This window comes from Kribbella ginsengisoli (assembly GCF_039537185.1).
GTDB classification, from domain to species: Bacteria; Actinomycetota; Actinomycetes; order Propionibacteriales; family Kribbellaceae; genus Kribbella; species Kribbella koreensis.
This window is the reverse complement of record NZ_BAABAA010000003.1, coordinates 65835-87326: the sequence shown is the minus strand read 5'-3', so window position 1 is coordinate 87326 and position 21492 is coordinate 65835. Positions and strand designations below refer to the sequence as shown.

Sequence of the window (21492 nt, the reverse complement as noted above, 5' to 3'; positions counted from 1 at the left end):
AGGAGCCGACCGTCACCCATGGTTGAGGGAGGTAGAACGTTCGGTCTCTTTTGAAAGGCTCACCCCAATGACCACGATCGAAGCCACCACCGCCGGGATCGCCCCGGCCTTGCGCCGCCTGTACTTCGGACGCTTCGCGTTCGCCATCGTCTGGGCCGGACTGATGTTCGCCACCAAGTCCGGCCTCGGCCCGCTCGGCGTCGCGTTGATCGTCGTCTACCCCTTGTTCGATGTCGCGGCAGCAGTAGTCGACATCCGCACCACCGGCCCGACCCGCGGGCTCTACATCAACATCGCGATCAGCCTGCTGGCCGCGATCGGTCTGGCGGTCGCCGGCGCTTCCGGCGTACCGGCGGTACTGCGCGTGTGGGGTGCCTGGGCGGTCGTCTCCGGGTTGATCCAGTTGATCGTCGGCGCCGGCCGTCGCAAGCTGGGTGGCCAGTGGCCGATGATGCTGAGCGGTGGAATCTCCATCCTGGCAGGGCTCTCGTTCGTCGCCGGCGCTTCCGTGGACGACCCGAAGCTGACCAACATCGCCGGATACGCCGTACTCGGTGGAATCTTCTTCCTCGTCTCGGCGATCCGGCTAGGTCGTCAACAGCCCGCTGCCGTGCGCTGACGCGACTGCCTCGGTGCGCGTCGTGACGGAGAGCTTGCGCAGGATCCGGGCGACGTGGGTGGCGACGGTGTTGGAGGAGACGAAGAGTTCGCGGGCGATCTCGGCGTTGGACAGGCCGCGGGCAAGGACCTTCAGAACGACGAGTTCTCGCGCGGTCAGGCCGTACGCGTTGGCCACGACGGGAGCCTCGGCCAGCCCGGCGCGAGTGGTCAGGGCGGCGATCTCCGTCAGCAGGGGAGTGGCGGAGAGGTCGGTGGCCAGCGCCTGGGCTTCGGTCAGGCGGAGGCGGGCGCCAGGTTTGTTGCTGGTGGCAAGGGCTGCCGAGGCGGCGGCGGTGAGGGTCATCGCGAGTTCGTAGGGCTCGGAGAGGGCGCGCCACGCAGCCACGGCAGCATCCCAGGACTTGAGAGTGTTGGATTCGGCCGCCTCGGCGGTGCGGAGGGCGGCGGCGACCGTCGGCCAGCGGGATTCGCCGTCGGCCAGTAGAGCCCGTACTTCGGGCAGCCGCGTGGCGGGTTGTCTGCGATGGGAGCGGGAGAGCCGCTCGAAGTAGACGCCGACGAGGAGTACCCATGCCGTTTCGTAGTACAGGACGTCGGTGCTCGCGAGGACCTTGTCGAAGTGGTCGGCGAGGACCTTCTCGGCGGCGTCGAGGTCACCCTGGCCGGCCAGAACGAGCACTCGCAGGCTGGTGAAGAAGTGCTCGAAGGCGGCCGGCCGGCGCTCGCCGAAGGTGTCCGAAGCGATGCTGATCAACTCGCCGGCATAGTCGAGATCTCCACGCCTGCAGGCGATCTGGGCGACGAGGAATCGCAGAGCCGCGTCGTGGCGCGGCGGTGGGCCGTCCGCGAGGGCGTCGTCGACGACGTCGAGGGCCTCGTCCCAGCGGCCGAGGTAGAACAACGCGTAGGCACGGTTCTGAGCGAGCATGCTGCCTCGGGCGCGACCGAGCCCCCAGCGTTCGGCTGACTGTTGCGCGGCCGCGATGAGGGCGACCGCCTCCTCGCGATGACCGTTCTTGTTGAGGGTCAGGCCGGCCCATTGCACGGCAGTCAGATAGGTGTAGTGGTCGCCGCCTGCCTCCGCCGCCGCGCGGCAATCGGCGTACTGCTGCAAGGCGGACGGTACGTCGCCGTTGCGGTCGTCGACCCAGCCGAACACCAGCAGCGCCGCCGCTCGCAGGCTGTCGTCTCCGCGCGCGAGCTCATAGGCCTCCGTGGCGCAGGCTTGGGCGCGCGACTGCAGTCCGTCGATGCAGTGCAAGTAGGCGAGTGAAGACAGCAAGCGGCTTCGCAGTACGTCGTCCGCGCCGGCCGGTACGAGTTCGACAGCGGCGGTCAGGTCCTCGATCCCGCTGTTGTCGATCCGGTTCCGCAGCAGCCCTCTGAGCCCGAGAAGCCGAGCTGCCTGCGCAGGCGCTGACGAGGCATCGAGGTCGGCCAGCGCCTCGGTCGCGTAGGCGACGCCGGAAGTCGATCGACCCGCGGCATAGGCAGCTTCGACCGCCGCCAGGAGTACGTCGACTCGATCGGCTTCGATGTGGGCGGCAGAAGCCGCCGACCACAAGGTCAGGACGCGTTCGAGCAAATGCAGTTGTTCGTCGTAGGCATGCTGCTGCGAAGCGACCGCCGCTGCCTGCCAGGCCGCTGCCAGGGACAAAGCCGGTTCACCAGCCGCTGCCCAATGCTCCGCCAGCGCTGCCGACGGATTCGTGCGATCCCCAAGTACATGTGCGTAGCGCGCATGGAGTCGACGCCGTTGCCCGGGAAGAAGTGAGCCGTAGACAGCTTCGCGGATCAGGTCGTGCCGGATCGCGTAGCCGTCGGTCGTAGCGATCAGTTGGTTGCGTTCGATCAGTTCGCGCAACGCGTTGTCGGGCGGGCCGTCGCAGACCTCGGACAGCAGTTCGTCGGTCACTTCGGCACCGGCAACCGCGATGGTCTCCAGCAACTGGCGAGCATCCGATGACAGGTCCGCCACACGGTCGAGTAGCAGCGTGGTGAGGTTGGCGAGCCCGGCGGGCGAAGTACCGGAAGCTCTGAGAGCCTCCACGAACAAGGGGTTTCCGGCGCTGCGTCGGTGGATCTCGGCGCTGACCACCGGATGTGCCGGCTGGCCCTCGATCGCGGAGAGCAGCGCGCCGACCTGCTGGCGGCTCAGCGGTTGCAACTCCAGTTGGACGATCTCGGCGCGTCGCCCAAGCTCGCCGAGCAGCTGCCGAGTGGGGTGCGCGGCCGCCAGGTCGCCAGTACGAACCGTGCCCACCAACAGCACAGCCCGCGGCCCGAGGTTGCGCGCCAGGTAGACGAACAACTCCCGACTCGACGCATCAGCCCACTGCAGATCCTCGATCAGTACGACGACGGCCCGGTCGCGCGCCGCCAGGTCGAGCAGCGCCACCAACTCCTCGAACAGCCGGATCTGCCCGCCGTCAGCAGGCGTCAATCCGAGCTCCGGAAGCCAGGCCGCCAGCGCCGTACCGTCCGACGGGAGCTCCGCCCGCAATCGCTCAGCGCCCCAACTGCGCAGGAGGTCACGGAGTACGGCGACGAACGGGACCCACGGCGTACCACCGGCGCCGAGCTCGAGGCAGCCGCCGGACAGGACGAGCGGATCGCCCGGCAAGGACGCCAGCGCGGTCGACGTCAGGCGCGATTTACCGATGCCGGCCTCACCCGAGACGAGCACCGTCACCGATTCGCCTCCGGCGGCCTTCTCGTACGCCGCCAGGATCTCGGCCAGCTCGTCGCTGCGCCCGACCAGCTCCGGACTGACGATTGTCGTCGGCATGCCGCCCATGGTCGCACCCTGAGGGATCGGGATCGGATGTCATCAGATCAAGTGACGACCGGACCAGGGGTCGACAGCCAGGGTTGAGCCATCGGAACGACAACCCGTGATGGAGGAGCCCGAAATGACCGACACTTCGCACCGTACCGTCGTAGCGAACATCTCCTTGACCCTGGACGGGCGGGTGAACGGCCCCGGTGGCGACTACGACCAGAGCTGGGTCGTGCCGCATGCGGTCAGCCAGGTCGCGCTGAGCCACATGAACCGGGTGACCGGGCCGGCGACCACCGCGCTGCTCGGCCGGAAGAACTACGAAGGCTTCGGCGGCTACTGGCCGACCGTCGCCGACGACGAGACCGCGCCGGCCGAGTGCCGTGAGTTCTCGCGCTGGCTCAACGAGGTCGACAAGGTCGTCTTCTCGACCACGCTGCGCAAGGCCGCCTGGCAGAACAGCCGGATTGCGACCGGCGACCCGGTCACGACGGTGAAGGAACTGCGTGGGCAGCGCGGCGGTGACATCGTCGTCCTGGCGAGCACGAGCGTGATCAAGGCGCTGCTCGCGGCGGACGAGGTCGACCGGCTGTCGGTGACGCTGTGCCCGGAGCTGGTTGGCGGAGGCGTCCAGCTTTTCGACGAGACGGTCACGCGAGGCTCCTGGGCGCTCGTCGACCCGACCCCGACGGACAGCGGAGCCCTCTGCCTCCTGTACGACCGCAAGCGCGACTGACCGGGTCGTTTTGACGGGGTGCGCATGGTTGGGCACGCTGTGTGCGGGACGCCTCGGATCCGCACCGCCCAGCCGGATCCAGGCGAGACGCCGGAGGTACCTGAGATGGTTCTTCGAACGGTCCGACTGTTGACGGCTGTCCTGCTCGCCGGGGCCTGCGCCCTGGGAACCAGTGCTCTGGGTTCCACGCAGGCCGAGGCGAAGCAGGACGCCGAGCCGCCGAGCTGGCCAGTCTTCATCGTCAGCGTGCCGAACGGCCGGGTCGCCGACCTGGACGGCGGCGGAGTCGACGAAGGCCACAAGATCCAGGAGTGGCCCGCGAACGGCTCGGTCGCCCAGCAATGGCTGGTGCAGCGGGATGGCGATCACTACAAGATCAGACTCGAGAGCAACCACGCCTGGTGCCTGTCGCGGGACCAGGCCAGGGTGGTACTTCGCAGCTGCACGAACAACGCGTCTGGCTGGGATGTCGAAGACCTCGGCGGCCGTTTCCGGCTCAAGGACCCAGCCGGCGGCTACCTGCACGTCGTCGCCACGGGTCCGTCGAACGGTCGCGAGCTGGTCACCAGCGCCGACTCGGGGGCCGGCGCCGAGTGGTACCTCAACGGCATCGACGTACCGCGTCGCCCGATGCCGGCTGACCCGCGGCTCGACCAGGTCACCTTCCTGGCCGCGCACAACGCGATGGCCAACACGGACGAGGGTTTCTGGGGCCGGTTCCCCAACCAGTCATATCGTCTGAAGGACCAGCTCAGCCAAGGAGTGCGCGGGCTGCAGATCGATGCCTACCCGTACCAGGGTGACGTCCGCATGTGCCACGGCAGTTGCTGGGGCAACGAACGGACGCTGACCGCGGGCCTGCAGGACGTGGTCGACTTCCTCAACGCGAACCGCGACGCGATCGTCACGGTGTTCATCGAGGACTACACGAGCGTCGAGGAGCTGCGCGCGGCCGTTGCCCGGGTCAACGGGTTCGCGGATCGCGTCCTCAATCCCGCGCAGGCCGGCGTACGGCAGAACGGCTGGCCGCGCGTCTCCGAGCTGGTCGCCCAGAACCGCCGCCTGCTGGTCTTCTCGCAACGCTCCGGGCGCGACTCGTACGGCGTGATGTTCGACCGCGACTGGACCGCCGAGAACTACTGGTCGCTCGGCTCGAGCGGAAACGACGTCCAGTGCTACAGCCGCTGGGACGAGGTCCCGCTCGCGAAGGAAGAGCCCGGCTTCCGCCGCCTCTACTCGATGAACCACTACCGCGACATCCCGTCCGAAGGCTCCGCCGGCAGCGACAACGGCACCAAGCTGGCCGACCGCATCCGCCGCATCTGCGGCCCCGCCGCCGGCCGCAAACCCAACTACGTAGCCCTCGACTTCTACCAGAAACCCGAAGGCGGAGCCGTCCGCAACCTGCTCGCGGACCTCAACACCTATTGGTGATGACGCGCCCAGCTATCCGGACGCGCTTCGTCCGGGTAGCTGGGTACCGTGCTGAGCATGGCTATTGGACAGTTTCCCAGTGTCGTTCTCGACTGCCCGGATCCTGCGGCGCTGGCCGCGTTCTACGGCGCGATCCTGGACTGGAAGGTGGAGAACAGAGACGGCTGGAGTGAGATCCGGGCGGACTACGGGCACTGCATCGGCTTCCAGCGCGTCGAGGACTACCGTGCGCCCGCATGGCCGGGCCAGGACGTGCCGCAGCAGATGCACCACGACATCATGGTCGAGGACCTCGACGCAGGCGAGGCCGCCGTGCTCGAACTCGGTGCGACCAAGCCCGAGCACCAGCCCGGTACGACGTTCCGCGTCTTCCTCGACCCGGCCGGCCACCCGTTCTGCCTCTGCGTCGACTAGCTGGGGGAGTCGACCAGCTCAGGTCGACTAGCTGGTCAGCATGCGGTGGTGGCCGGCGGGGAGTTTGGACCACCAGTTGTTGTAGCGGGAGTAGACGGCTGGGTCGCGGTCGGCGAGGAGCGCGGTGAGGGACTCGGCCTCGGCGCGTAAGGCCTTCCAGACCTTGGCGGGTTGGCGGCGGAAGGTTATGGCTTCTATGCCTGCGGGGGTTGGGCGCCAGAGGCCGGCTACGTGGCCGTCTACCAGGATGGTCGGCAGTACGTCGCCGTTGGTGCGGGTGACGATGGACTTGTACTCCGTCGGCACGATGCGCGAGCGGTCCGCGTAGGCGAGCAGGGTGCTGTCCCACATCGCCATCAGGCGTGGGGGAGCGGGCGTTTTGGCCGGCGGGCGTGGTGCGTCCGGTACGTCGTACAGCTGCTCGCCGGCCGGTCCTTCGAGGACGATCAGCTTGTCGAGGAGCGACGCGATGGCAGCCTTGGCGCGGGTGCGGTGGACGGAGGCGAACTGGGCCACGTCGGCCATCGACGCCGGGCCGAATCCTTCGAGGTAGCGCCAGACGAGCGTCTCGAGCGCTTCGGCCGCCAGCTCCTCGGAGTACGGAAAAGGTTGTGGCGAGGCGACGTACAGGGGGCGTTGGCCGAAGGACCAGGGGCCGCCGGTCGGTGCGTGCACGACGGGGACGAAGCTGCGGAGTCCCCACCACACGTCCTTGCCGGGGACATCGCCCTGCTCGCCGAGCCACTGCTCGATCTCCGCGTTGGTGCGCGGCTCCTTGGTGAACTCGAGTAGCCCGGGGATCAGGTCGTGCGCGTCGCCGAGCGGCAGGCCGCCGGCGCGGGATTGCGTCAGACGACCGCGCAAGGTCGCCTGCATGGCGGTGTGCAGCGGCAGGTGATCGTCGCGATGCACCGCATGCAAGGTGAAACGCATCAGCGTCGCCTTGACCAGTTGGCCCTCGGTGAACGCCGTGTCGAGATCGGCCGCCTTGAAGTCGGTGAGCCGGTTCCAGAGCGCGATGTACGGCGATGCCGCCTGCTGCGCCTGGATGGCGACGATTCGCCTTGTCCCTTCGACCGGATCCAGGGCCTCTCGCTCGAGCAACAACTGTCGCGCAAGCGTCGCCCGGTTCAGCTCCTCGGCGCTGACCTTCAGCGGCGAACCCGGGCTCATGCGGGCGGCAGGTCTGCGGCGATGGTGAGGAGCCGGTCGAGGACCGAGCCGCCGGACGCGCGGCCGCCGTCGTGCTCCCACTCGTTGGTGATCCAGGTCTTGAGGTTGCCGACGCGAGCAGCGGTCTGCAGCGAGAGCCCTGCGTCGACGTACATGTCGTCGTGCCAGACGGCAGCCGCGACCGGCACTCGATTGGCCTGCAGTTTCGGTACGTCGTACAGGGGAGTCCAGTCGGTCGCTGTCGCGAGTAGCTCGGCGGCTTCCTTGAACGGCTTGAGCAGCGCGATCTCGTCGAACATCCAGGGATAGATCATCTCGCCGGTGAACAGGAAGTGCTCGGCGTCGCCGTCGAACTCGGCCGGGCGCAGGCGGTCAGCGGCCCAGTTGGTCGGGCGGTCGTCCTGTCCGTAGATGCTCTCGTGCAGGACGCTGAAGAGCGGGCCGGTGCCGAACTGCGTCCGCTCCATCACGCCGTAGAGGAATTCAGCGCCCAGCTCGCCGTCGTCCCAGGCTCCGTCGATCAGCCAGTGCAGGGTCTCGGCGTAGTCGCCCATGCCGAGGTTGAGGCCGAGCGTCTGGAAGCGCCGGACGGTCAGTGGGTCGCCGTCGGGAAGTCGTACGTCGTTGTCGCGCAGGTGATCCACGATCCGGCGTACCCGCTCGACGTCTTCTGGATAGCGCTGGTAGAACGCCTCCACCTTGGCGCGGACCCGCGGATAGGTCCGGCTGTAGACGTCGTCGGCGATCGTGTCGAGGCCGGGCAGTCCGCCGGTGATCAGGCAGGTCTTGAGACCCTCGGGGGCGAGTGACAGGTAGGTGAGGGTGATGAAGCCGCCGTAGCTCGTGCCCAGCGTCGTCCACGGCTTGTCGGGGCTGAGCTGTGCCCTGATGAGTTCGGCGTCCCGCACGATCGAGTCGGCGCGGAAGTGCCGCAGGTACGCCGCTAGCTCCGCCGGCGTTCGGCTGGACGCCGTACGGGCTGTTACCGCGGTACTGCGACCTGTGCCGCGCTGGTCGAGCAGCAGCACCCGGTAGTCCTTGGCGGCGCGGCCGATCCAGCCGCTGGCGCTCATGGGTCGCGGTGACGCGCCACCCGGGCCGCCCTGCAGGTAGATGAGCCAGGGAAGGTCCGCGTCGACCTTGGCCGCTGCGACGACCTCACGGGCCAACACCTCGATGGTCGGCCCGTCCGGCTGCGAGTGGTCGAGCGGCACGGTGAACACGTGGTCGGTGACGACAAGTCCTGGAAGTCTGGGCACCGGCCCATTGTCCTCAGTCGAGTTGCGCGAGGGTACGGCGGATCCGGACCAGGTGGTCGGCGGCGACCGTCGGACCGTCTTCGCCCGCCAGGATCCGGCGGATCGACTCGACGTGCACGGTCCGGTAGGCCGCCACCACCAGGGCCGCGGTCAGCTTGGGCTCCGGTACTGCTGTTGCTGCCATCGCGGTGGCGATTGCGTTCTCCAGCATTTCCAGGAGTTCGCGGGCGCGGGCCTGGAGGGCGCGGGAGCCGGTGACCAGCCGCCAGAAGGGGGCGAAGTCGGCGCTGATGGCCGACAGCGGGTGGCCTTGCTCGGCCAGAGTGACGAGGAGGGTGGTCAGGGCTCGGGTGGCGGTGGTGCGGGGCGAGCGATTGGCGACTGCCGCGACGACGAGGGCTTCGGCCTCGGGGTAGCGGTCGAAGAGCAGGTCCTCTTTGCGCGGGAAGTGGGCGAAGACGGTCGGGCGGGCGACGTCGGCTGCCTCGGCGATCTGGGAGACGGACACCTCGTCGAAGCCGTGCTCGAGGAAGAGCGCGGTGGCGACGTCGGAGATGTGGGTCCGGATCGCCACCTTCTTGCGTTCGCGCAGACCAGGTTGACTCATACAGAAAGCTTACTCGGACAAAAGACATACTGGGTATGAGTTTGTTTGCTATCGTGACGGCATGCGCAGCATCGGGGTGAACTACGACACCGGACTCGACCTGGAAGGGCGCTCGACCCGCTCGGTCTTCGATCGGGAGACGGCGCGGCGCGAGCTGCGGACGATCGCGGGGGAGTTGCACGCGGAGGCCGTCCGGGTGACGGGAAGCCATCCGGAGCGGCTGGCGGTCGCCGGAGCGGAGGCGCTGGAGGCAGGGCTGGAGCTCTGGTACTCGCCGATCGCGATGGATCTGGAACCCGACGAGCTGGTTACGTTCCTGACCGGCGCTGCAGTGGACGCCGAGCGGTTGCGGGTAGAGGCAGAGCAGCACGCCGCGCAAGGGGTCGGGGAAGGTGCCGGGCTCGAGGTTGTGCTGATTCTGGGCTTCGAGATCTCCTTGTCCTGCAAGGGGTTCGTGCCGGGGGAGACGATGGGTGAGCGGATTGCGACGATGATGGATCCGGGCACCTGGAGTGATCCGGTGATGATGGGCCGGATGATGGCGGGGCTGCAGCGTTGGGGTGTTGTGCAGGAGCAGCTGGCCGCGGCGGCTCGTGAGGTCTTCGGTGGGCGGATCACCTATGCGGCGGGGATGTGGGAAGAGGTGAACTGGGATCTCTTCGATTTCGTCGCGGTCGATGCCTATCGCGATGCGCAGAACGCGGCGACCTTCCGCGATGAGCTCGCTGGGCGGTTGAAGTGGGGGAAGCCGCTGGTGGTCACCGAGTTCGGCTGCTGCACGTTCCGGGGTGCGGCGGATCAGGGTGGGACGGGGTGGCTGATCGTCGACCGTTCGGTGGATCCGCCGGCGATCAAGGGGGAGTACGTCCGCGACGAGGGCGAGCAGGTGCGGTACCTCCGGGAGCTGGCGGCGACGTTCGAGGAGGTGGGGGTTGAGGCGGCGTTCTGGTTCAGCTTCGCTGGGTACGAGTTGCCACACCGTGCTGACGACCCGATGCATGACCTGGACTTGTCGGCGTACGGGCTGGTCGCGGTGGATCCGGACGGCGGGTGGCGGCCGAAGCAGGTGTTCCATGCTCTCGGCGAGCTGAACGGGAGCTAACGTAGGCGGGTGCGAGTAGCTACCTGGAACGTGAACTCGGTCAAGCAGCGGATGCCGCGGTTGTTGGAGTGGCTGGACGAGCGGCAGCCTGATGTCGTCTGTTTGCAGGAGACCAAGCTGGCGGACGATGCCTTCACGAAGTTGCTGGGGGACGAGCTGTCGGGGCGCGGGTATGAGTCCGCTGTCTATGGGCAGGCGCAGTGGAACGGTGTCGCGCTGCTGTCGAAGGTCGGGCTGGAGGACGTCGTCACTGGAGTTGCCGGAGCGCCGGGATTCCCGGACCCGGAGGCGCGGGCGATCGCCGCGACGTGTGGCGGGGTTCGGATCCACTCGCTGTACGTGCCGAACGGGCGGGAGCCTGACTCGGATCACTACCAGTACAAGTTGGCGTGGCTTGCCGCGTTGAAGGATGTCGTCGCGGCGGGGCCGGCTGAGCAGATCGTCTGTGGCGACATGAACATCGCGCCGACCGATGCGGACGTCTTCGATCCCGCTGCCTTTGTCGGGTCGACGCATGTCACGGCACCGGAGCGGCAGGCGCTGGCAGATCTGATGTCGACTGGATTGCACGATGTCGTTCGCGATCGATGGCCGACCGAGCGGGTGTTCAGCTACTGGGACTACCGCGCCGGGATGTTTCACCAAGACCTCGGTATGCGGATCGATCTGATGCTGACGTCGGGGCCGGTGGCCGAGCGGGTCAAGGCGGCGTGGATCGACCGGAAGGCGCGGAAGGGGACCGGGCCGAGCGACCACGCGCCGGTGATCATCGATCTGGACACTGCGCCCGATGGCGACATCGGTCCGGTCGTACCGCCGCCGTCGGCACCACGCGGCGCGAAGAAGAAGACCACCAAGCTCCCCCAGAACCGCTGAATGAACGGCCTCCGCCTGGTTGCACTCGTCAGTGCACTCTCAGTTCTTGTCGCGGGGTGTTCGGAGGACAAGGGTGCGTCGCCGCCGCAGGCGGTGGGGTGGACGCAGGTCGAGTTGCCGGCTGAGCCTGTGGTCCTGACTGGGCATGGCGACGAGTTGCTCATCGGGCTGCGGGATCGCAGTGCGAAGGTTGTGCCGAGATTGCTGCTCCAGCAGGCGGATGGGAGCCGGCAGGAGATCAAGGTCGAGGCCAAGAGTCCGTACGCGCTCCTCGCGACCTGGCAATCCGTTGCGTATGACGGGAAGCGGCTGCTGGCGCTCGGCGGGGCTTCGGGTGGGGCGCACTCCAACACGCGGTGGACGGTGTGGACGGGGTCGGTGAAGACGCTGACGGAGTACCCGCAGGAGTTCAACACGTTCGGCGGGCAGAATGCGGGCGGGCTGTACTCGGCGATCATCACGCCGGCAGGTCAAGCGCTCGCCGGTACGTGGGGAAGTGCGAACACCGGGCTCGATGGTGCCATCTGGTTGCCGCAGGGGACGAGCAAGTGGGTGCGGCAGTCGTCGGCGAAGACTCCGTTGGAGAGCGTGAAGACGTTGCTGCTGAGCCCGAGCTACGGCACCGCGGCCGGCGACGGGATTCTGCTGGTCGGGTCGCAGGTCCGGTTGGATTCGAAGGTCAAGCAGGAGACCGCGGTCTGGCGTTCGGCGAAGGTCAACGAAGGGTGGAGCCGGGTCGAGCTCCCGGAGCTGGGCGATCGCAGTCAGGGCAACACGGCGACCTGTACCAGTGCGACGGCCTGCACGATCTCCGGATTCGTCGACGGCAAGCTCGCGATCTGGCAGCTCGACGGTGACCAGGGCAAGCGGCTGGCGAACGTGCCGGCGATCCCGGTCGGCGACAAGGACAAGCTGCCGCCGCCGGTGGTCGCCGACGGGCGGACCTACCAGCTCATTGCCGAGGGCAACAAGGTGAAGGTGGTCAGCGGGCACGACGGCACCTGGACGGTGCAGGAGTCGACCGGTCCCGGGGGCGTGGTGAGAGACGCCGCGCTGGTCGGCAAGACCCTCTACCTGCTCGCTGGTCCTGCCGACAAACCGGCATCCCTCTGGAAGACCACCCTCAACTGAGCGCCCTGAGCGGAGCTGCCGGCTTCAGCTGATCAGGCCGCGGACGTAAGCCGCTTGGCCGGCGTGCTGGAGGTCGTCGGACAGGACGCTGATCAGGCGGACCCCGAGCGTCACCGGCGGGTTCCAGCGCTTGTCGACGATCCGGTCGAGATCGTCGGCGGTCAGCGTCTTCAGGTACTCGAGGCTGCGGGCGTGGACGGCGTCGTAGTACCCGAGCAACTGCTCGCCCGACAGCTTGACCGCCGCGACGTCTTCCGCCGAGTGCCCGTAGCCGGTGTCGGCCGCGTCGAACGGAAGGCCGAGCCGATCGTGCCAGCCATCAGCCGTGTAGGTCTGCTCGTACCCGCCCGCGTCCGCGAGGTGATCGTCCTGGATCCGGGTCAGATGCCAGACCAGCCACCCCATCGAGTTGCCGGTCTCCTCGGGTCGCGTCCCGAGCGTCAGGTCGTCGAGCCCTTCGACGGCTTCGTGCACGACCTCCTGGATCCGGCCGAAGGCGTCGAGCAACAGTTCACTGGTGTTCATCAGCTGCCTTCCATCAAGCGCTGTCCTTCGTCACGGGGAGTCTAGTCTGGTCAGGACATTGGTTCTCGAGCGAGGAGCAGTCGTGGAATACCGCACGCTGGGCAGCAGCGGCACGGTCGTGTCGACGTACGCGCTGGGCACGATGACGTTCGGCAACGAGACCGACGAGGACGGCGCGCACGAGCAGCTCGACCGGTACGTCGAGGCCGGCGGCAACTTCGTCGACACCGCCGACGTATACACGGCCGGCGCCTCGGAGAACATCATCGGGCACTGGCTGGCCAAGTCCGGCGCGCGCGACGACGTCGTACTCGCGACCAAGGGACGCTTCCCGATGGGCGACGGGCCGAACGATCTCGGTACGTCGCGGCGGCACCTGCGGCAGGCGCTCGACGCGTCGCTGACCCGGCTCGGTGTCGATCACGTCGACCTGTACCAGCTCCATGCCTGGGACCCGATCACGCCGCTGCAGGAGAGCCTGAGCTTCCTGGAGGACGCAGTACGGGCCGGGAAGATCCTGTACGGCGGCCTGTCGAACTTCACCGGCTGGCAGTTGCAGAAGGCTTGCGACCTGATCGACCGGCGCGGGTGGTCGCCGCTGGTCACGCTGCAGCCGCAGTACAACCTGCTGGTGCGTGAGATCGAGTGGGAGATCATCCCGGCCGCGCAGGAGAACGGTCTCGGGCTGCTGCCCTGGTCGCCGCTCGGTGGCGGCTGGCTGACCGGCAAGTACTCGTTCGACGAGGAGCCGACGGGCGACACGCGGCTGGGCGACGATCCGAACCGCGGTGTCGAGTCGTGGTTCCGGCGGAGCAAGAACCAGCGCGTACGGGATGTGGTCGAGGCGGTCCGCGCGATCGCGGAGGCGCGGGGTGTCTCGATGGCGCAGGTCGCGCTGGCGTGGCTGGTGGATCGGCCGGCGATCACCTCGGTCATCCTCGGCGCCCGCACCATGAAGCAACTCGACGACAACCTCGCCGCGGCCGGTCTGCACCTCACCCCCGAGGAGACCCAGCGCCTCGACGAGGCGAGCGACCCGGGCGCGGCCGACTACCCGTACGGCGGTCCAGGCGTCGACCAACGCGACCGCCCAATCACCGGCGGCCGCGCCTAATCCTCGACTGCGATTCGAAGAGCGGCGTACGACGCAACGAGCGCGCGCCGCTCTTCGACCAGCAATCGGTCGTCGAGGTTGCAGCCTGCCGCGACCCAGCGGTCCGAGTAGTCCATGGCGTCGACGCGATGCGCCGCAGCCGGCCGTACCGCTTCCTTGTCGGCTTTGTAGACATAGGAATAGAGCTCCACCAGCGCGTCCTCGAGTTGCACGCGGGTCACCGAGGAGTCGTGCTGATGTGCCCGATGGATCCGCCACCACTCGACCTCGAGCCGCGCGGCCTCGGCCGGATCGAAGTCCTCCGAGTCGGCCACCAATTCGTAGAAGCGACGCATATACGCCCGCGCCCCATCCGGCTGGTTGTCCGGGAAGGGCGCCCAGAGCTGGTTGGCCTTGAGCACGTACCAAGCGCCGGCAAGCGTCCGCGCCCGACTCATCCCGAACCCCGCCGCGACCATCCCGACCGAGCTCCGCAGGAACTTGATCCAGTCGTGCCGGTAGTACGCGACCCAGGCATCCGTCTCGCGGTTTCCCACCACGACAGGATCGAACGACCGCGGCCCGCTCATCAGCTCGGCAGGATTCCGGACCAGGCCACCCCGAGCGCGAGGCAAGCAAGAGTGAGAATTCCGAAGAACCCAACCCACAGAATCGCCGGTACGCCGGTAAGCCGCCGCAACTGATCAGCGTCCGAGCTCCGCCCGCCGCCATGCCGCCGCGACCGCTGCAACTCCAGCACCGCGCGCGGCGCCGCAAGCAAGAGGAACCAGGTCAGCAAGTGCGCGAACCCGGACTGCACCTGCTCCGAGCCCCACCACGACACACCGAACACGATCGCACCGAACGCCAGCACCGACCAGAGCCCGAACAGGTTGCGGATCTGCAGCAACAGCAGAAGCAGCGCCGCGAGGAGTCCCCACAGCAACGCCACGGCATACCCCTGCTTCAGCACGAAAGCCGCCGCGATCCCGAACAGCGCCGGCCCCGGATACCCGACCAGCAACACGGCGATCATCCCGACACCATCCGGCTTGCCGCGCGAGACGGTGACGCCGGACGTATCCGAGTGCAACCGGATCCCGGCCAGCTGCCGCCCGACGAGCAACGCGATCAACCCGTGCGCGCCCTCGTGCGCGATCGTCACCACCTGCCGCGTCTGCCGCCAGACCGGCCGCCAGGCGATCAGCAGCAACGCGACGATGCCGGTCACGATCACGACCGTGCCCGAAGCACCCGGCTGGGTGCTCGTGATGTTGTCCCAAACCTCGCCCATCACCCCATCCTTGCAGGCACCCGGTGAGGTCAGCTCCAGGGGATGTGGACGGTCACCCGCTCCCGCAGCTGTTCGCTGAGCAGCCAGAGTTCGTTGGTGGCCGGCCAGTAGGAGAGGTTCTCGGTGTTCTTGGGCGCTTTGGTCCAGACCGTAGTGGAGACTCCGGCGGTGCCACGGTGGAGGCAGCTCGGGTAGTCGATGCCGTCGCCGATGTTGTCGGCGTACTCCGGACAGACCCCGGTGATCACGAACTTCCCGCCGTACGAGACCGCGCCCTGCATTCCCCACACCGGCGAGTTGAACGCCTCGACAGCCGGTACTACGCCAGCCGCATTCACCGGCGGGAGCCCAGTCGCGAGGTCGACCGGCCACCGGACGATTCGCCCGCCGCCGCGCTCAGTGTGCTCGGCCGCCACGAAGGATCCGGTGTGGTCGAGCCCGAGACTCGCGAAGCACGGTTTGACGCCGGTCGTGTTGGCACACCCGCCACCGGCGTACCAGTAGGCGCCCGTCTGGGGCAGCGCGAACGCGTGCCACAGTGCGTGGTACTTGCCGTCGGCACCTAATCCGACCTCGCCGGTGCTGGTGTCGGTGCGCCAGATGTGCCGCAGGTCGAAGGTTCGCAGTACCGATCCGCCCGTGGCGACGACGAGGGTGTTGCCGGACCAATACATACCGTGCCCATGACCGGCGATCGCGGCGAAGTTGCCGATGCTGGTCGGCTCGACGAGCAACACATGCCGGTACTTGTTGGTCGCCAGGTCCAGGAACGACACCCGGATCGCGCTGTCGTTGCCGTTGTGCCAGGTCGCGGCGACCACCCTCCGCGCTCCACCGCCGGGCTGCGCGTCGCCAGACCCGGTGACGCCCTGCGGGATCCAGACGTTCTCGTCATCGTCCTCGCCGTCCTGCCAGCAGAACCCTTGCGGATTGAGCGACGCGGTCAGGTACGTCGGATGACACAGGTTCCGCCCGGTCCGGTTGGAGGCAGCCAGTACTTCGCTGACGCCGACCGGCGCGAGCGACGGCTTCTGCTCCAACGCCGCGATCCGCCCGCCGTACGTGGCGAACGTGTCGCCCGCGACGAGCTGCATCCCGCTCGCGTCGATCCTCGGAAACGAAGCGGCAGCCCCGGCCGGCGCCGTACAGACGCCCGTCACCACCGCGATGGCCAGCAACAAACGTCTGATCCTCATCACCCGATGGTGGTCGAGCCGCATGCTGTTGGCCATCTGGACAACGAGGCGTTGACAGCGATCCGGTCGCGCAGGACGGTGAGGGCAAGGGGGAGATCATGAAGGCTGCTGCCGTCGTACCGTTGTCGCAGTTTCTCGACTCGGCGGGGACGCTGACGCTCGATCAGCGGAAGTTGCTCGTCGATCAATCGTTGTTGTTGCTCGAGCAGAACTATGTGCATCTGCAGCTCAAGGTCGCGATGCACGCGGTCAATCCGCTGCAACGGCTGCGGGTGATGCGCGCACGGATGGAGCGGCAGACCGCCGAGACGATGGAGGCCGAGTGGCTGTTCCATCGGCAGATGTCGAGCATCTTCCACTCGGTCCGGGACCTGCACACCAACTACCTGCTGCCGGCGCCGTTCGCGGGCAAGATCGCGTTCCTGCCGTTCATGATCGAGAAGTGCGTCGACGAGGCGGGCGGTGAGCAGTACCTGATCACCCGGACCGTCACCGGCTACACCGCGCCGCAGTTCGGGGCCGGCGCCGAGGTGACGCACTGGAACGGTACGCCGATCGCTCGCGCCGTCGCCCTCAACGGAGCCCAGTTCGCCGGCAGCAACGACGCCGCGAACCTCGCCCGCGGACTGGAATCCCTGACGCTGCGCCCATTGGTGATCCAGTCGCCGCCCGACGAGGACTGGGTGACCTTGACCTATGTCGGCCTCGACGGCTCCTCCCAGGAACTGCGCGAGCAATGGAAGGTGACGACCAACCTGCCGCCGATGACCGACCTCGACGCGCTCACTCCAGCCTCGGCCTCCATGGGCCTCGACCTGGACTCGGACGAGAAGTCGCGAGCCAAGAAGGCCCTGTACGTCCGTGAGGTCGTCGACCTGGAACGCGGCCAGAGCTCGGCCGAGCTCAAGAACCCCAAAGCAGTCGGTGGCGACGATCTGCCGACGACGATGCCCGGTGTGTTCCGCGCCCGCGAGGTGGTCACCGCGAGCGGCACCTTCGGCCACCTGCGGATCTTCACCTTCAGTGTCACCGACCCGATCGCCTTCCGCGACGAGTTCGTCCGGCTTGCCGCCGCACTGCCGCAGAACGGCCTGATCGTCGACGTCCGCGACAACGGCGGCGGGCACATCTACGCGAGCGAGTTCACCCTGCAGACGTTGACGCCCCGGCACATCTCGCCCGAGCCCGTGCAGTTCATCAGTACGCCGCTCAACCTGCGCATCTGCCGTCGCCACAAGGACAACCCGGCCGGCATCGACCTCGGCCCCTGGTTCGACTCACTCGACCTCGCCACGGAGACCGGCGCCGCGTACTCCGCTGCGAAGCCGATCACCCCCGAGGACGGCGCGAACGCGATCGGCCAGACCTACTACGGCCCGGTCGTACTCATCACCGACGCCCGCGTGTACTCGGCGACAGACATCTTCACCGCCGGATTCGCGGATCACCAGATCGGCCAGATCCTCGGCGTCGACGAGAACACCGGCGCCGGTGGTGCGAACGTCTGGACCCACGGCCTGCTCGCCACCTTGCTCAACGAGCCGCCGCCACCCGACGAGACCTCGCCGTACGTCGCGTTGCCCAACGGCGCCAACCTGCGCGTCGCGATCCGCCGCACCCTCCGCGTCGGCGACCTGGCCGGCACGCCGGTCGAAGACCTCGGCGTACGGCCTGATTCGACCCACCAGATGACCCGGCGAGACCTCCTCGAAGGCAACGTCGACCTGCTCGACGCGGCCGGCGCCCTCCTCGCGGCGATGCCCAACCGCCGCCTCGACGTCACCACCAAGCTCACCGGCACGACGCTGACCGTCGAGCTGGACGTGGACGGTCTCGACCGCGTCGACCTCTACCTCGACGACCGCCCGATCAGCTCCGAAGACCTGGCCGGCGACCCCATCAGCATCGACATCGTCGACGTCACTCCCGGCCAACTCCTCCGCGCCGACGGCTACTCGGCCGGCACCCTCACCGCCTCCCGCCGCTCGGTGGTCTGAAAGGGCAGCGCCGGTGTGATCTCTTTCATATTCTTCGCAACTATCAGCAGATTGCGATAATTTCGAAGATGTAAGTCAGATCACAAGGTAAAACGAATGACCGTTCTTGATCTCCACGGGCTCGCGGGCGCAGGCTGGACGGTAGAGAACGAGCGTTCGGTTTCTGGGGAGGGCGACATGGCGCAGGTGACTCTGAGTCGACCACTGGAGGACCTGCCGTCGCTGTCCCCGCCCGCCGAGCACCACGCGAAGCTGAAGCGTGTCGTCCGCGAGATCGCCCTGCTGGCGGTGCTCTTCGGCATCTACAACCTCGGCCGGCTGATCTCGGCGCATCACGCCGGCTCGGCCTTCATCCACGCCGACGAGGTGCGGCACTTCCAGGCCTGGCTCGGCCTGCCGACCGAGGCACAGGTCCAGCACGTCGCCTTGCAGATCCCCGACCTGGCGCGAACGGCCAACCGGTACTACGCGATGGTCCACTTCCCGCTGACGGCCGCGGTGCTGATCTGGCTGCTGATCCGCCGGCCGGCGGAGTACGCGAAAGCACGGTGGGCTCTCGCGTCGCTGACCGGTCTGGCGCTGATCGGGCACCTGGTCTTCCCGCTCGCGCCGCCGCGGATGTTCCCGCAGTACGGGCTGGTCGACACCGCGCAACTACTCGGCCAGTCGGTCTACAGCGCCGATGCCGAGAGCGGGCTGGCCAACCAGTTCGCGGCGATGCCGAGCCTGCACGTCGGGTGGGCGTTCATGGTCGCCGTGTTCCTGATTCGTGCCACGAAGTCGCGGTGGCGGTGGTTGTGGATCGCGCATCCGGTGATCACCTTCGCGGTGGTCGTCGTGACGGCCAACCACTACTGGCTCGACGGGCTCGTCGCGCTCGCGCTGGCGGTCCCGTTGGTGCTGATTTTCGACAGCCGGCGGGTGCGCCGGGACAGCACACCCGCCGACCTGTCTCAGTTGTCGGCCGGCGGTCTCGCCGTGGTGGCCAGTTCCTCGTCGGCGCGGACCAGGTAGGGCTCGCGTTCGAGGACCAGCCGGGCGGCGGCCGCGCCGATGTCGAAGTACAGGCCGACGAGTTCGAGCCGGCCGGCCTCCTCGGCCTTGCGGACGCAGGCGAAGCTGCGCAGGTTCTCCAGCTGGACCGCCACGTTGGTGACGGACAACTTGTCGGCCGGTGACAGTTTGATGCCGGTCACCGGGTCGACGATGTCGGGCAGCGCGGCGGACCGGCGTACCGACACCTCCAGATGCTTCAGCCAGGTGTGCAACGCGGAACCGTTGTCGGTCGAGGCATCCAGCGCCGCCGCGGCCGCACCACAGTGCGAGTGACCGCAGACCACGATCTGCGCGACGCCGAGGATGTCGACCGCGTACTCGACCGCCGCGTCGACGGAGTTGCTGTTCGACCCGTACGGCGGGACGAGGTTGCCGACATTGCGAACGCAGAACTGGTCGCCCGGTCCGGTCGTCGTGATCATGTTCGGCACGATCCGCGAGTCGGCACAGGTGATGAACAGCTGCGTCGGCTGCTGGCCGTCGGCCGCGAGTCGCGCCATCATCGGCCGGATCGGATCGGCGGACGCCTCGAACTCGAGGATCCCGTCGAGCATCGCGGCCCGCTGGTCGACCTCGGCCACCAACTGGCGTTGTGGCTGCCAGGGGATGAGCCGGCGGCCCGTGTCGCCACGCATCGCGGCCCGGAACGCCGCCCGGTTGAGGACGACCGAACCGCCGCGCGCGATGTGCCCGCGTCGCCAGTCCTCGATCGCCTCGTACGCCGCGTGGTCCAGGTGATCGACCTGGAGATCCACCCGGACGGGCGCGCCGACCGGGATGGTGCGCAGCGTCCGGACCAGCGACGCCACCCCGAGGAAGACCAGCGTGCCGCGGATCCGGACGATCCACAGGCCGTCCTCCTCGGCCGCGGTGACCGTTGCCCTGGCCAACCGATAGAGCACCCGGCCGAGCGCGAGGATGAGCCCGGCGAGCACGCCCTCGGCCAGTCCGAGGGTGGCGACGCCTGCCGCTGTCACGACGTACACGAGAAGTTCGTCGTGTCTGCGGAGGGTGCGGATGTGGGCCAGCTGTACCAACCGCAGGCCGGTGACGAGGAGCACGCCGGCCAGGGCGGCCATCGGGATCAGCTCGAGCATCGCGCCCGCTGCGAGCACGAAGACCGCGATCCAGACGCCGTGCAGGATCGCTGATGCCCGGGTGCGGGCACCGGCGGCCACGTTGGTGGAGCTGCGCACGATCACGCCGGTGACGGGCATCCCGCCCAGGGCACCGGAGATCGCGTTGGCGGCGCCTTGGCCGATCAGTTCGCGATCGAGGTTGCTGCGCTTGCCGCGGTGAAGCTTGTCCACGGCAACGGCCGATAGCAGTGACTCGACGCTGGCGACGAGGGCGACGGTCAGGATGGCCGTCGCGATCTCGAGCGGGCCGCCACCGGGCAGCGCGGGTGGGATGAGTTCCTTCAGTGGCGCGTCCGGCAGGTTGACGCGGGTGACGTCGACCATGAAGACGGCGGCCGCCGCGGTGGCGGTGACCACCGCGACCAGCGGCGCGGGGACCATCCTGGCCTTGGGGATCTTCGGCCAGACGAGCAGGATCGCCACGGTCAGGATGCCGATCAGCACGGAGCCGGCATGGTGCGCCAGCAACTGCGCGGGAAGCCCTGCCACGTTGGCGATCAGGGAGCTCTGGGCCTGCCCGCCGAGCACCACGTGCAGCTGCTGGACGGCGATGGTGATGCCGATACCGGCCAGCATGCCGTGCACCACGGCGGGGGACAGGGAGAGCGCGAGCCTGCCGATGCGGGTGACGCCCAGCAGGATCTGAAGCAGGCCGGCCGCGCAGGTGATCGCCGCGGTGGCGGCCCAGCCGAACTGCGTGGCCAGCCCGGCCACGACGACCGTGAGACCGGCCGCGGGACCGCTGACCTGCAAGGGGGAGCCGCCGAGCGCGCCGGCGACGATGCCACCGACGACGGCGGCGACGAGCCCGGCGATCAGCGGGGCCCCGGAAGCGGCTGCGATCCCCAGTGACAAAGGGATCGCGATCAGGAAGACGACCAGCGAGGCCGGTACGTCATGTCGGACGATGGACCTCCACGAGCTGCGCTCGGGCGCAGCCTCGGACGGAGGCGGTGAGTGGTTGGGTGAGATGGTCGGCACGGGTCCTCCGGCGTTGGGTGCTGACAGCAACAGAACGTCGAAACAAAGAGTGTCGATCTGAGCACTCATAGTAGCCGGG

19 protein-coding genes are annotated in these 21492 nt (G+C 68.1%); 10 read left to right on the top strand and 9 right to left on the bottom strand.

The window, feature by feature from the left end; all coding sequences use genetic code 11:
- The first annotated feature begins 67 nt into the window (after positions 1–67).
- Positions 68–619: a hypothetical protein gene (locus tag ABD768_RS14075; protein WP_344840831.1), complete on the top strand. Its 552-nt coding sequence runs from the start codon at positions 68–70 to the stop codon at positions 617–619.
- Here ABD768_RS14075 and ABD768_RS14070 read toward each other — a convergent pair.
- The gene (locus ABD768_RS14070) at positions 587–3409 is read right to left on the bottom strand and encodes a helix-turn-helix transcriptional regulator (RefSeq protein ID WP_344840829.1); all 2823 of its coding nucleotides are present in this window, start codon (positions 3407–3409) and stop codon (positions 587–589) included. The genes ABD768_RS14075 and ABD768_RS14070 overlap by 33 nt on opposite strands.
- A 124-nt stretch (positions 3410–3533) precedes the next feature.
- Between ABD768_RS14070 and ABD768_RS14065 the strand changes: the two genes are divergently transcribed.
- From ABD768_RS14065 to ABD768_RS14055, 3 genes are all read left to right on the top strand, one after another.
- Positions 3534–4136: a dihydrofolate reductase family protein gene (locus ABD768_RS14065; protein WP_344840827.1), complete on the top strand. Its 603-nt coding sequence runs from the start codon at positions 3534–3536 to the stop codon at positions 4134–4136.
- A gap of 105 nt (positions 4137–4241) precedes the next feature.
- The gene (locus ABD768_RS14060; RefSeq protein WP_344840825.1) at positions 4242–5570 is read left to right on the top strand and encodes a phosphoinositide-specific phospholipase C-related protein; all 1329 of its coding nucleotides are present in this window, start codon (positions 4242–4244) and stop codon (positions 5568–5570) included.
- A gap of 57 nt (positions 5571–5627) precedes the next feature.
- Entirely contained in the window at positions 5628–5984 is a 357-nt protein-coding gene (locus tag ABD768_RS14055) for a VOC family protein (protein WP_343977141.1), read from the top strand.
- Between the two features lie 27 nt (positions 5985–6011).
- Here ABD768_RS14055 and ABD768_RS14050 read toward each other — a convergent pair whose 3' ends face one another.
- Genes ABD768_RS14050 through ABD768_RS14040 form a run of 3 tightly spaced genes read right to left on the bottom strand, consistent with a single transcriptional unit; the run spans position 6012 to position 9023 of the window.
- A complete protein-coding gene (locus tag ABD768_RS14050; RefSeq protein WP_344840824.1) occupies positions 6012–7157 on the bottom strand; it encodes a winged helix DNA-binding domain-containing protein in 1146 nt (381 codons plus the stop codon).
- Positions 7154–8416 (bottom strand): alpha/beta fold hydrolase, encoded by a 1263-nt coding sequence (locus ABD768_RS14045; RefSeq protein WP_344840822.1) that lies wholly within the window; start codon positions 8414–8416, stop codon positions 7154–7156. Before ABD768_RS14045 ends, ABD768_RS14050 begins: the two co-directional genes overlap by 4 nt.
- A 13-nt stretch (positions 8417–8429) precedes the next feature.
- Positions 8430–9023: a helix-turn-helix domain-containing protein gene (locus ABD768_RS14040; RefSeq protein ID WP_343977150.1), complete on the bottom strand. Its 594-nt coding sequence runs from the start codon at positions 9021–9023 to the stop codon at positions 8430–8432.
- A gap of 61 nt (positions 9024–9084) precedes the next feature.
- Here ABD768_RS14040 and ABD768_RS14035 point away from each other — a divergent pair, with 61 nt between their 5' ends.
- The 3 genes from ABD768_RS14035 to ABD768_RS14025 are packed head-to-tail and all read left to right on the top strand — an operon-like array spanning position 9085 to position 12132.
- On the top strand, positions 9085–10125 hold the full coding sequence (locus tag ABD768_RS14035) for a glycoside hydrolase family 113 protein (protein ID WP_343977153.1): 1041 nt from the start codon (positions 9085–9087) through the stop codon (positions 10123–10125).
- 9 nt (positions 10126–10134) lie between these two features.
- The gene (locus ABD768_RS14030) at positions 10135–11001 is read left to right on the top strand and encodes an exodeoxyribonuclease III (protein ID WP_344840820.1); all 867 of its coding nucleotides are present in this window, start codon (positions 10135–10137) and stop codon (positions 10999–11001) included.
- The gene (locus tag ABD768_RS14025) at positions 11002–12132 is read left to right on the top strand and encodes a hypothetical protein (RefSeq protein ID WP_344840819.1); all 1131 of its coding nucleotides are present in this window, start codon (positions 11002–11004) and stop codon (positions 12130–12132) included.
- A 24-nt stretch (positions 12133–12156) separates the two neighbouring features.
- Here the strand turns inward: ABD768_RS14025 and ABD768_RS14020 are convergent, their stop codons facing one another.
- On the bottom strand, positions 12157–12657 hold the full coding sequence (locus ABD768_RS14020) for a mycothiol transferase (protein WP_343977159.1): 501 nt from the start codon (positions 12655–12657) through the stop codon (positions 12157–12159).
- An 82-nt stretch (positions 12658–12739) separates the two neighbouring features.
- On the opposite strand from ABD768_RS14020, the gene ABD768_RS14015 reads away from it, so the two are divergent.
- Complete coding sequence (locus tag ABD768_RS14015; protein WP_343977162.1) at positions 12740–13771, top strand: aldo/keto reductase; 1032 nt, start codon at positions 12740–12742, stop codon at positions 13769–13771.
- On the opposite strand, the gene ABD768_RS14010 is transcribed toward ABD768_RS14015, so the two are convergent.
- The 3 genes from ABD768_RS14010 to ABD768_RS14000 are packed head-to-tail and all read right to left on the bottom strand — an operon-like array spanning position 13768 to position 16240.
- The gene (locus ABD768_RS14010; RefSeq protein WP_344840816.1) at positions 13768–14307 is read right to left on the bottom strand and encodes a hypothetical protein; all 540 of its coding nucleotides are present in this window, start codon (positions 14305–14307) and stop codon (positions 13768–13770) included. The genes ABD768_RS14015 and ABD768_RS14010 overlap by 4 nt on opposite strands.
- 32 nt (positions 14308–14339) lie before the next feature.
- Complete coding sequence (locus tag ABD768_RS14005; protein ID WP_344840815.1) at positions 14340–15044, bottom strand: M50 family metallopeptidase; 705 nt, start codon at positions 15042–15044, stop codon at positions 14340–14342.
- Positions 15045–15073: 29 nt separating this feature from the next.
- Complete coding sequence (locus ABD768_RS14000) at positions 15074–16240, bottom strand: hypothetical protein (RefSeq protein ID WP_344840813.1); 1167 nt, start codon at positions 16238–16240, stop codon at positions 15074–15076.
- Between the two features lie 98 nt (positions 16241–16338).
- On the opposite strand from ABD768_RS14000, the gene ABD768_RS13995 reads away from it, so the two are divergent.
- Together ABD768_RS13995 and ABD768_RS13990 are read left to right on the top strand one after the other, a co-directional pair.
- A complete protein-coding gene (locus tag ABD768_RS13995) occupies positions 16339–18237 on the top strand; it encodes a S41 family peptidase (RefSeq protein WP_344840811.1) in 1899 nt (632 codons plus the stop codon).
- Positions 18238–18414: 177 nt separating this feature from the next.
- A complete protein-coding gene (locus ABD768_RS13990) occupies positions 18415–19251 on the top strand; it encodes a phosphatase PAP2 family protein (protein WP_343977178.1) in 837 nt (278 codons plus the stop codon).
- Here ABD768_RS13990 and ABD768_RS13985 read toward each other — a convergent pair.
- Complete coding sequence (locus ABD768_RS13985) at positions 19191–21413, bottom strand: bifunctional SulP family inorganic anion transporter/carbonic anhydrase (RefSeq protein WP_344840810.1); 2223 nt, start codon at positions 21411–21413, stop codon at positions 19191–19193. The two genes, ABD768_RS13990 and ABD768_RS13985, sit on opposite strands and share 61 nt — an antisense overlap.
- Positions 21414–21492 lie beyond the last annotated feature (79 nt).

What these genes read in the sequence shown, in the direction of transcription:
- ABD768_RS14075 (WP_344840831.1), top strand. Translation starts at nt 68, where the DNA reads ATGACCACGATCGAAGCCACCACCGCCGGGATCGCCCCGGCCTTGCGC.
- ABD768_RS14070 (WP_344840829.1), bottom strand. Translation starts at nt 3,409, where the DNA reads ATGCCGACGACAATCGTCAGTCCGGAGCTGGTCGGGCGCAGCGACGAG.
- ABD768_RS14065 (WP_344840827.1), top strand. Translation starts at nt 3,534, where the DNA reads ATGACCGACACTTCGCACCGTACCGTCGTAGCGAACATCTCCTTGACC.
- ABD768_RS14060 (WP_344840825.1), top strand. Translation starts at nt 4,242, where the DNA reads ATGGTTCTTCGAACGGTCCGACTGTTGACGGCTGTCCTGCTCGCCGGG.
- ABD768_RS14055 (WP_343977141.1), top strand. Translation starts at nt 5,628, where the DNA reads ATGGCTATTGGACAGTTTCCCAGTGTCGTTCTCGACTGCCCGGATCCT.
- ABD768_RS14050 (WP_344840824.1), bottom strand. Translation starts at nt 7,157, where the DNA reads ATGAGCCCGGGTTCGCCGCTGAAGGTCAGCGCCGAGGAGCTGAACCGG.
- ABD768_RS14040 (WP_343977150.1), bottom strand. Translation starts at nt 9,023, where the DNA reads ATGAGTCAACCTGGTCTGCGCGAACGCAAGAAGGTGGCGATCCGGACC.
- ABD768_RS14035 (WP_343977153.1), top strand. Translation starts at nt 9,085, where the DNA reads ATGCGCAGCATCGGGGTGAACTACGACACCGGACTCGACCTGGAAGGG.
- ABD768_RS14025 (WP_344840819.1), top strand. Translation starts at nt 11,002, where the DNA reads ATGAACGGCCTCCGCCTGGTTGCACTCGTCAGTGCACTCTCAGTTCTT.
- ABD768_RS14020 (WP_343977159.1), bottom strand. Translation starts at nt 12,657, where the DNA reads ATGAACACCAGTGAACTGTTGCTCGACGCCTTCGGCCGGATCCAGGAG.
- ABD768_RS14005 (WP_344840815.1), bottom strand. Translation starts at nt 15,044, where the DNA reads ATGGGCGAGGTTTGGGACAACATCACGAGCACCCAGCCGGGTGCTTCG.
- ABD768_RS14000 (WP_344840813.1), bottom strand. Translation starts at nt 16,240, where the DNA reads ATGAGGATCAGACGTTTGTTGCTGGCCATCGCGGTGGTGACGGGCGTC.
- ABD768_RS13995 (WP_344840811.1), top strand. Translation starts at nt 16,339, where the DNA reads ATGAAGGCTGCTGCCGTCGTACCGTTGTCGCAGTTTCTCGACTCGGCG.
- ABD768_RS13990 (WP_343977178.1), top strand. Translation starts at nt 18,415, where the DNA reads ATGGCGCAGGTGACTCTGAGTCGACCACTGGAGGACCTGCCGTCGCTG.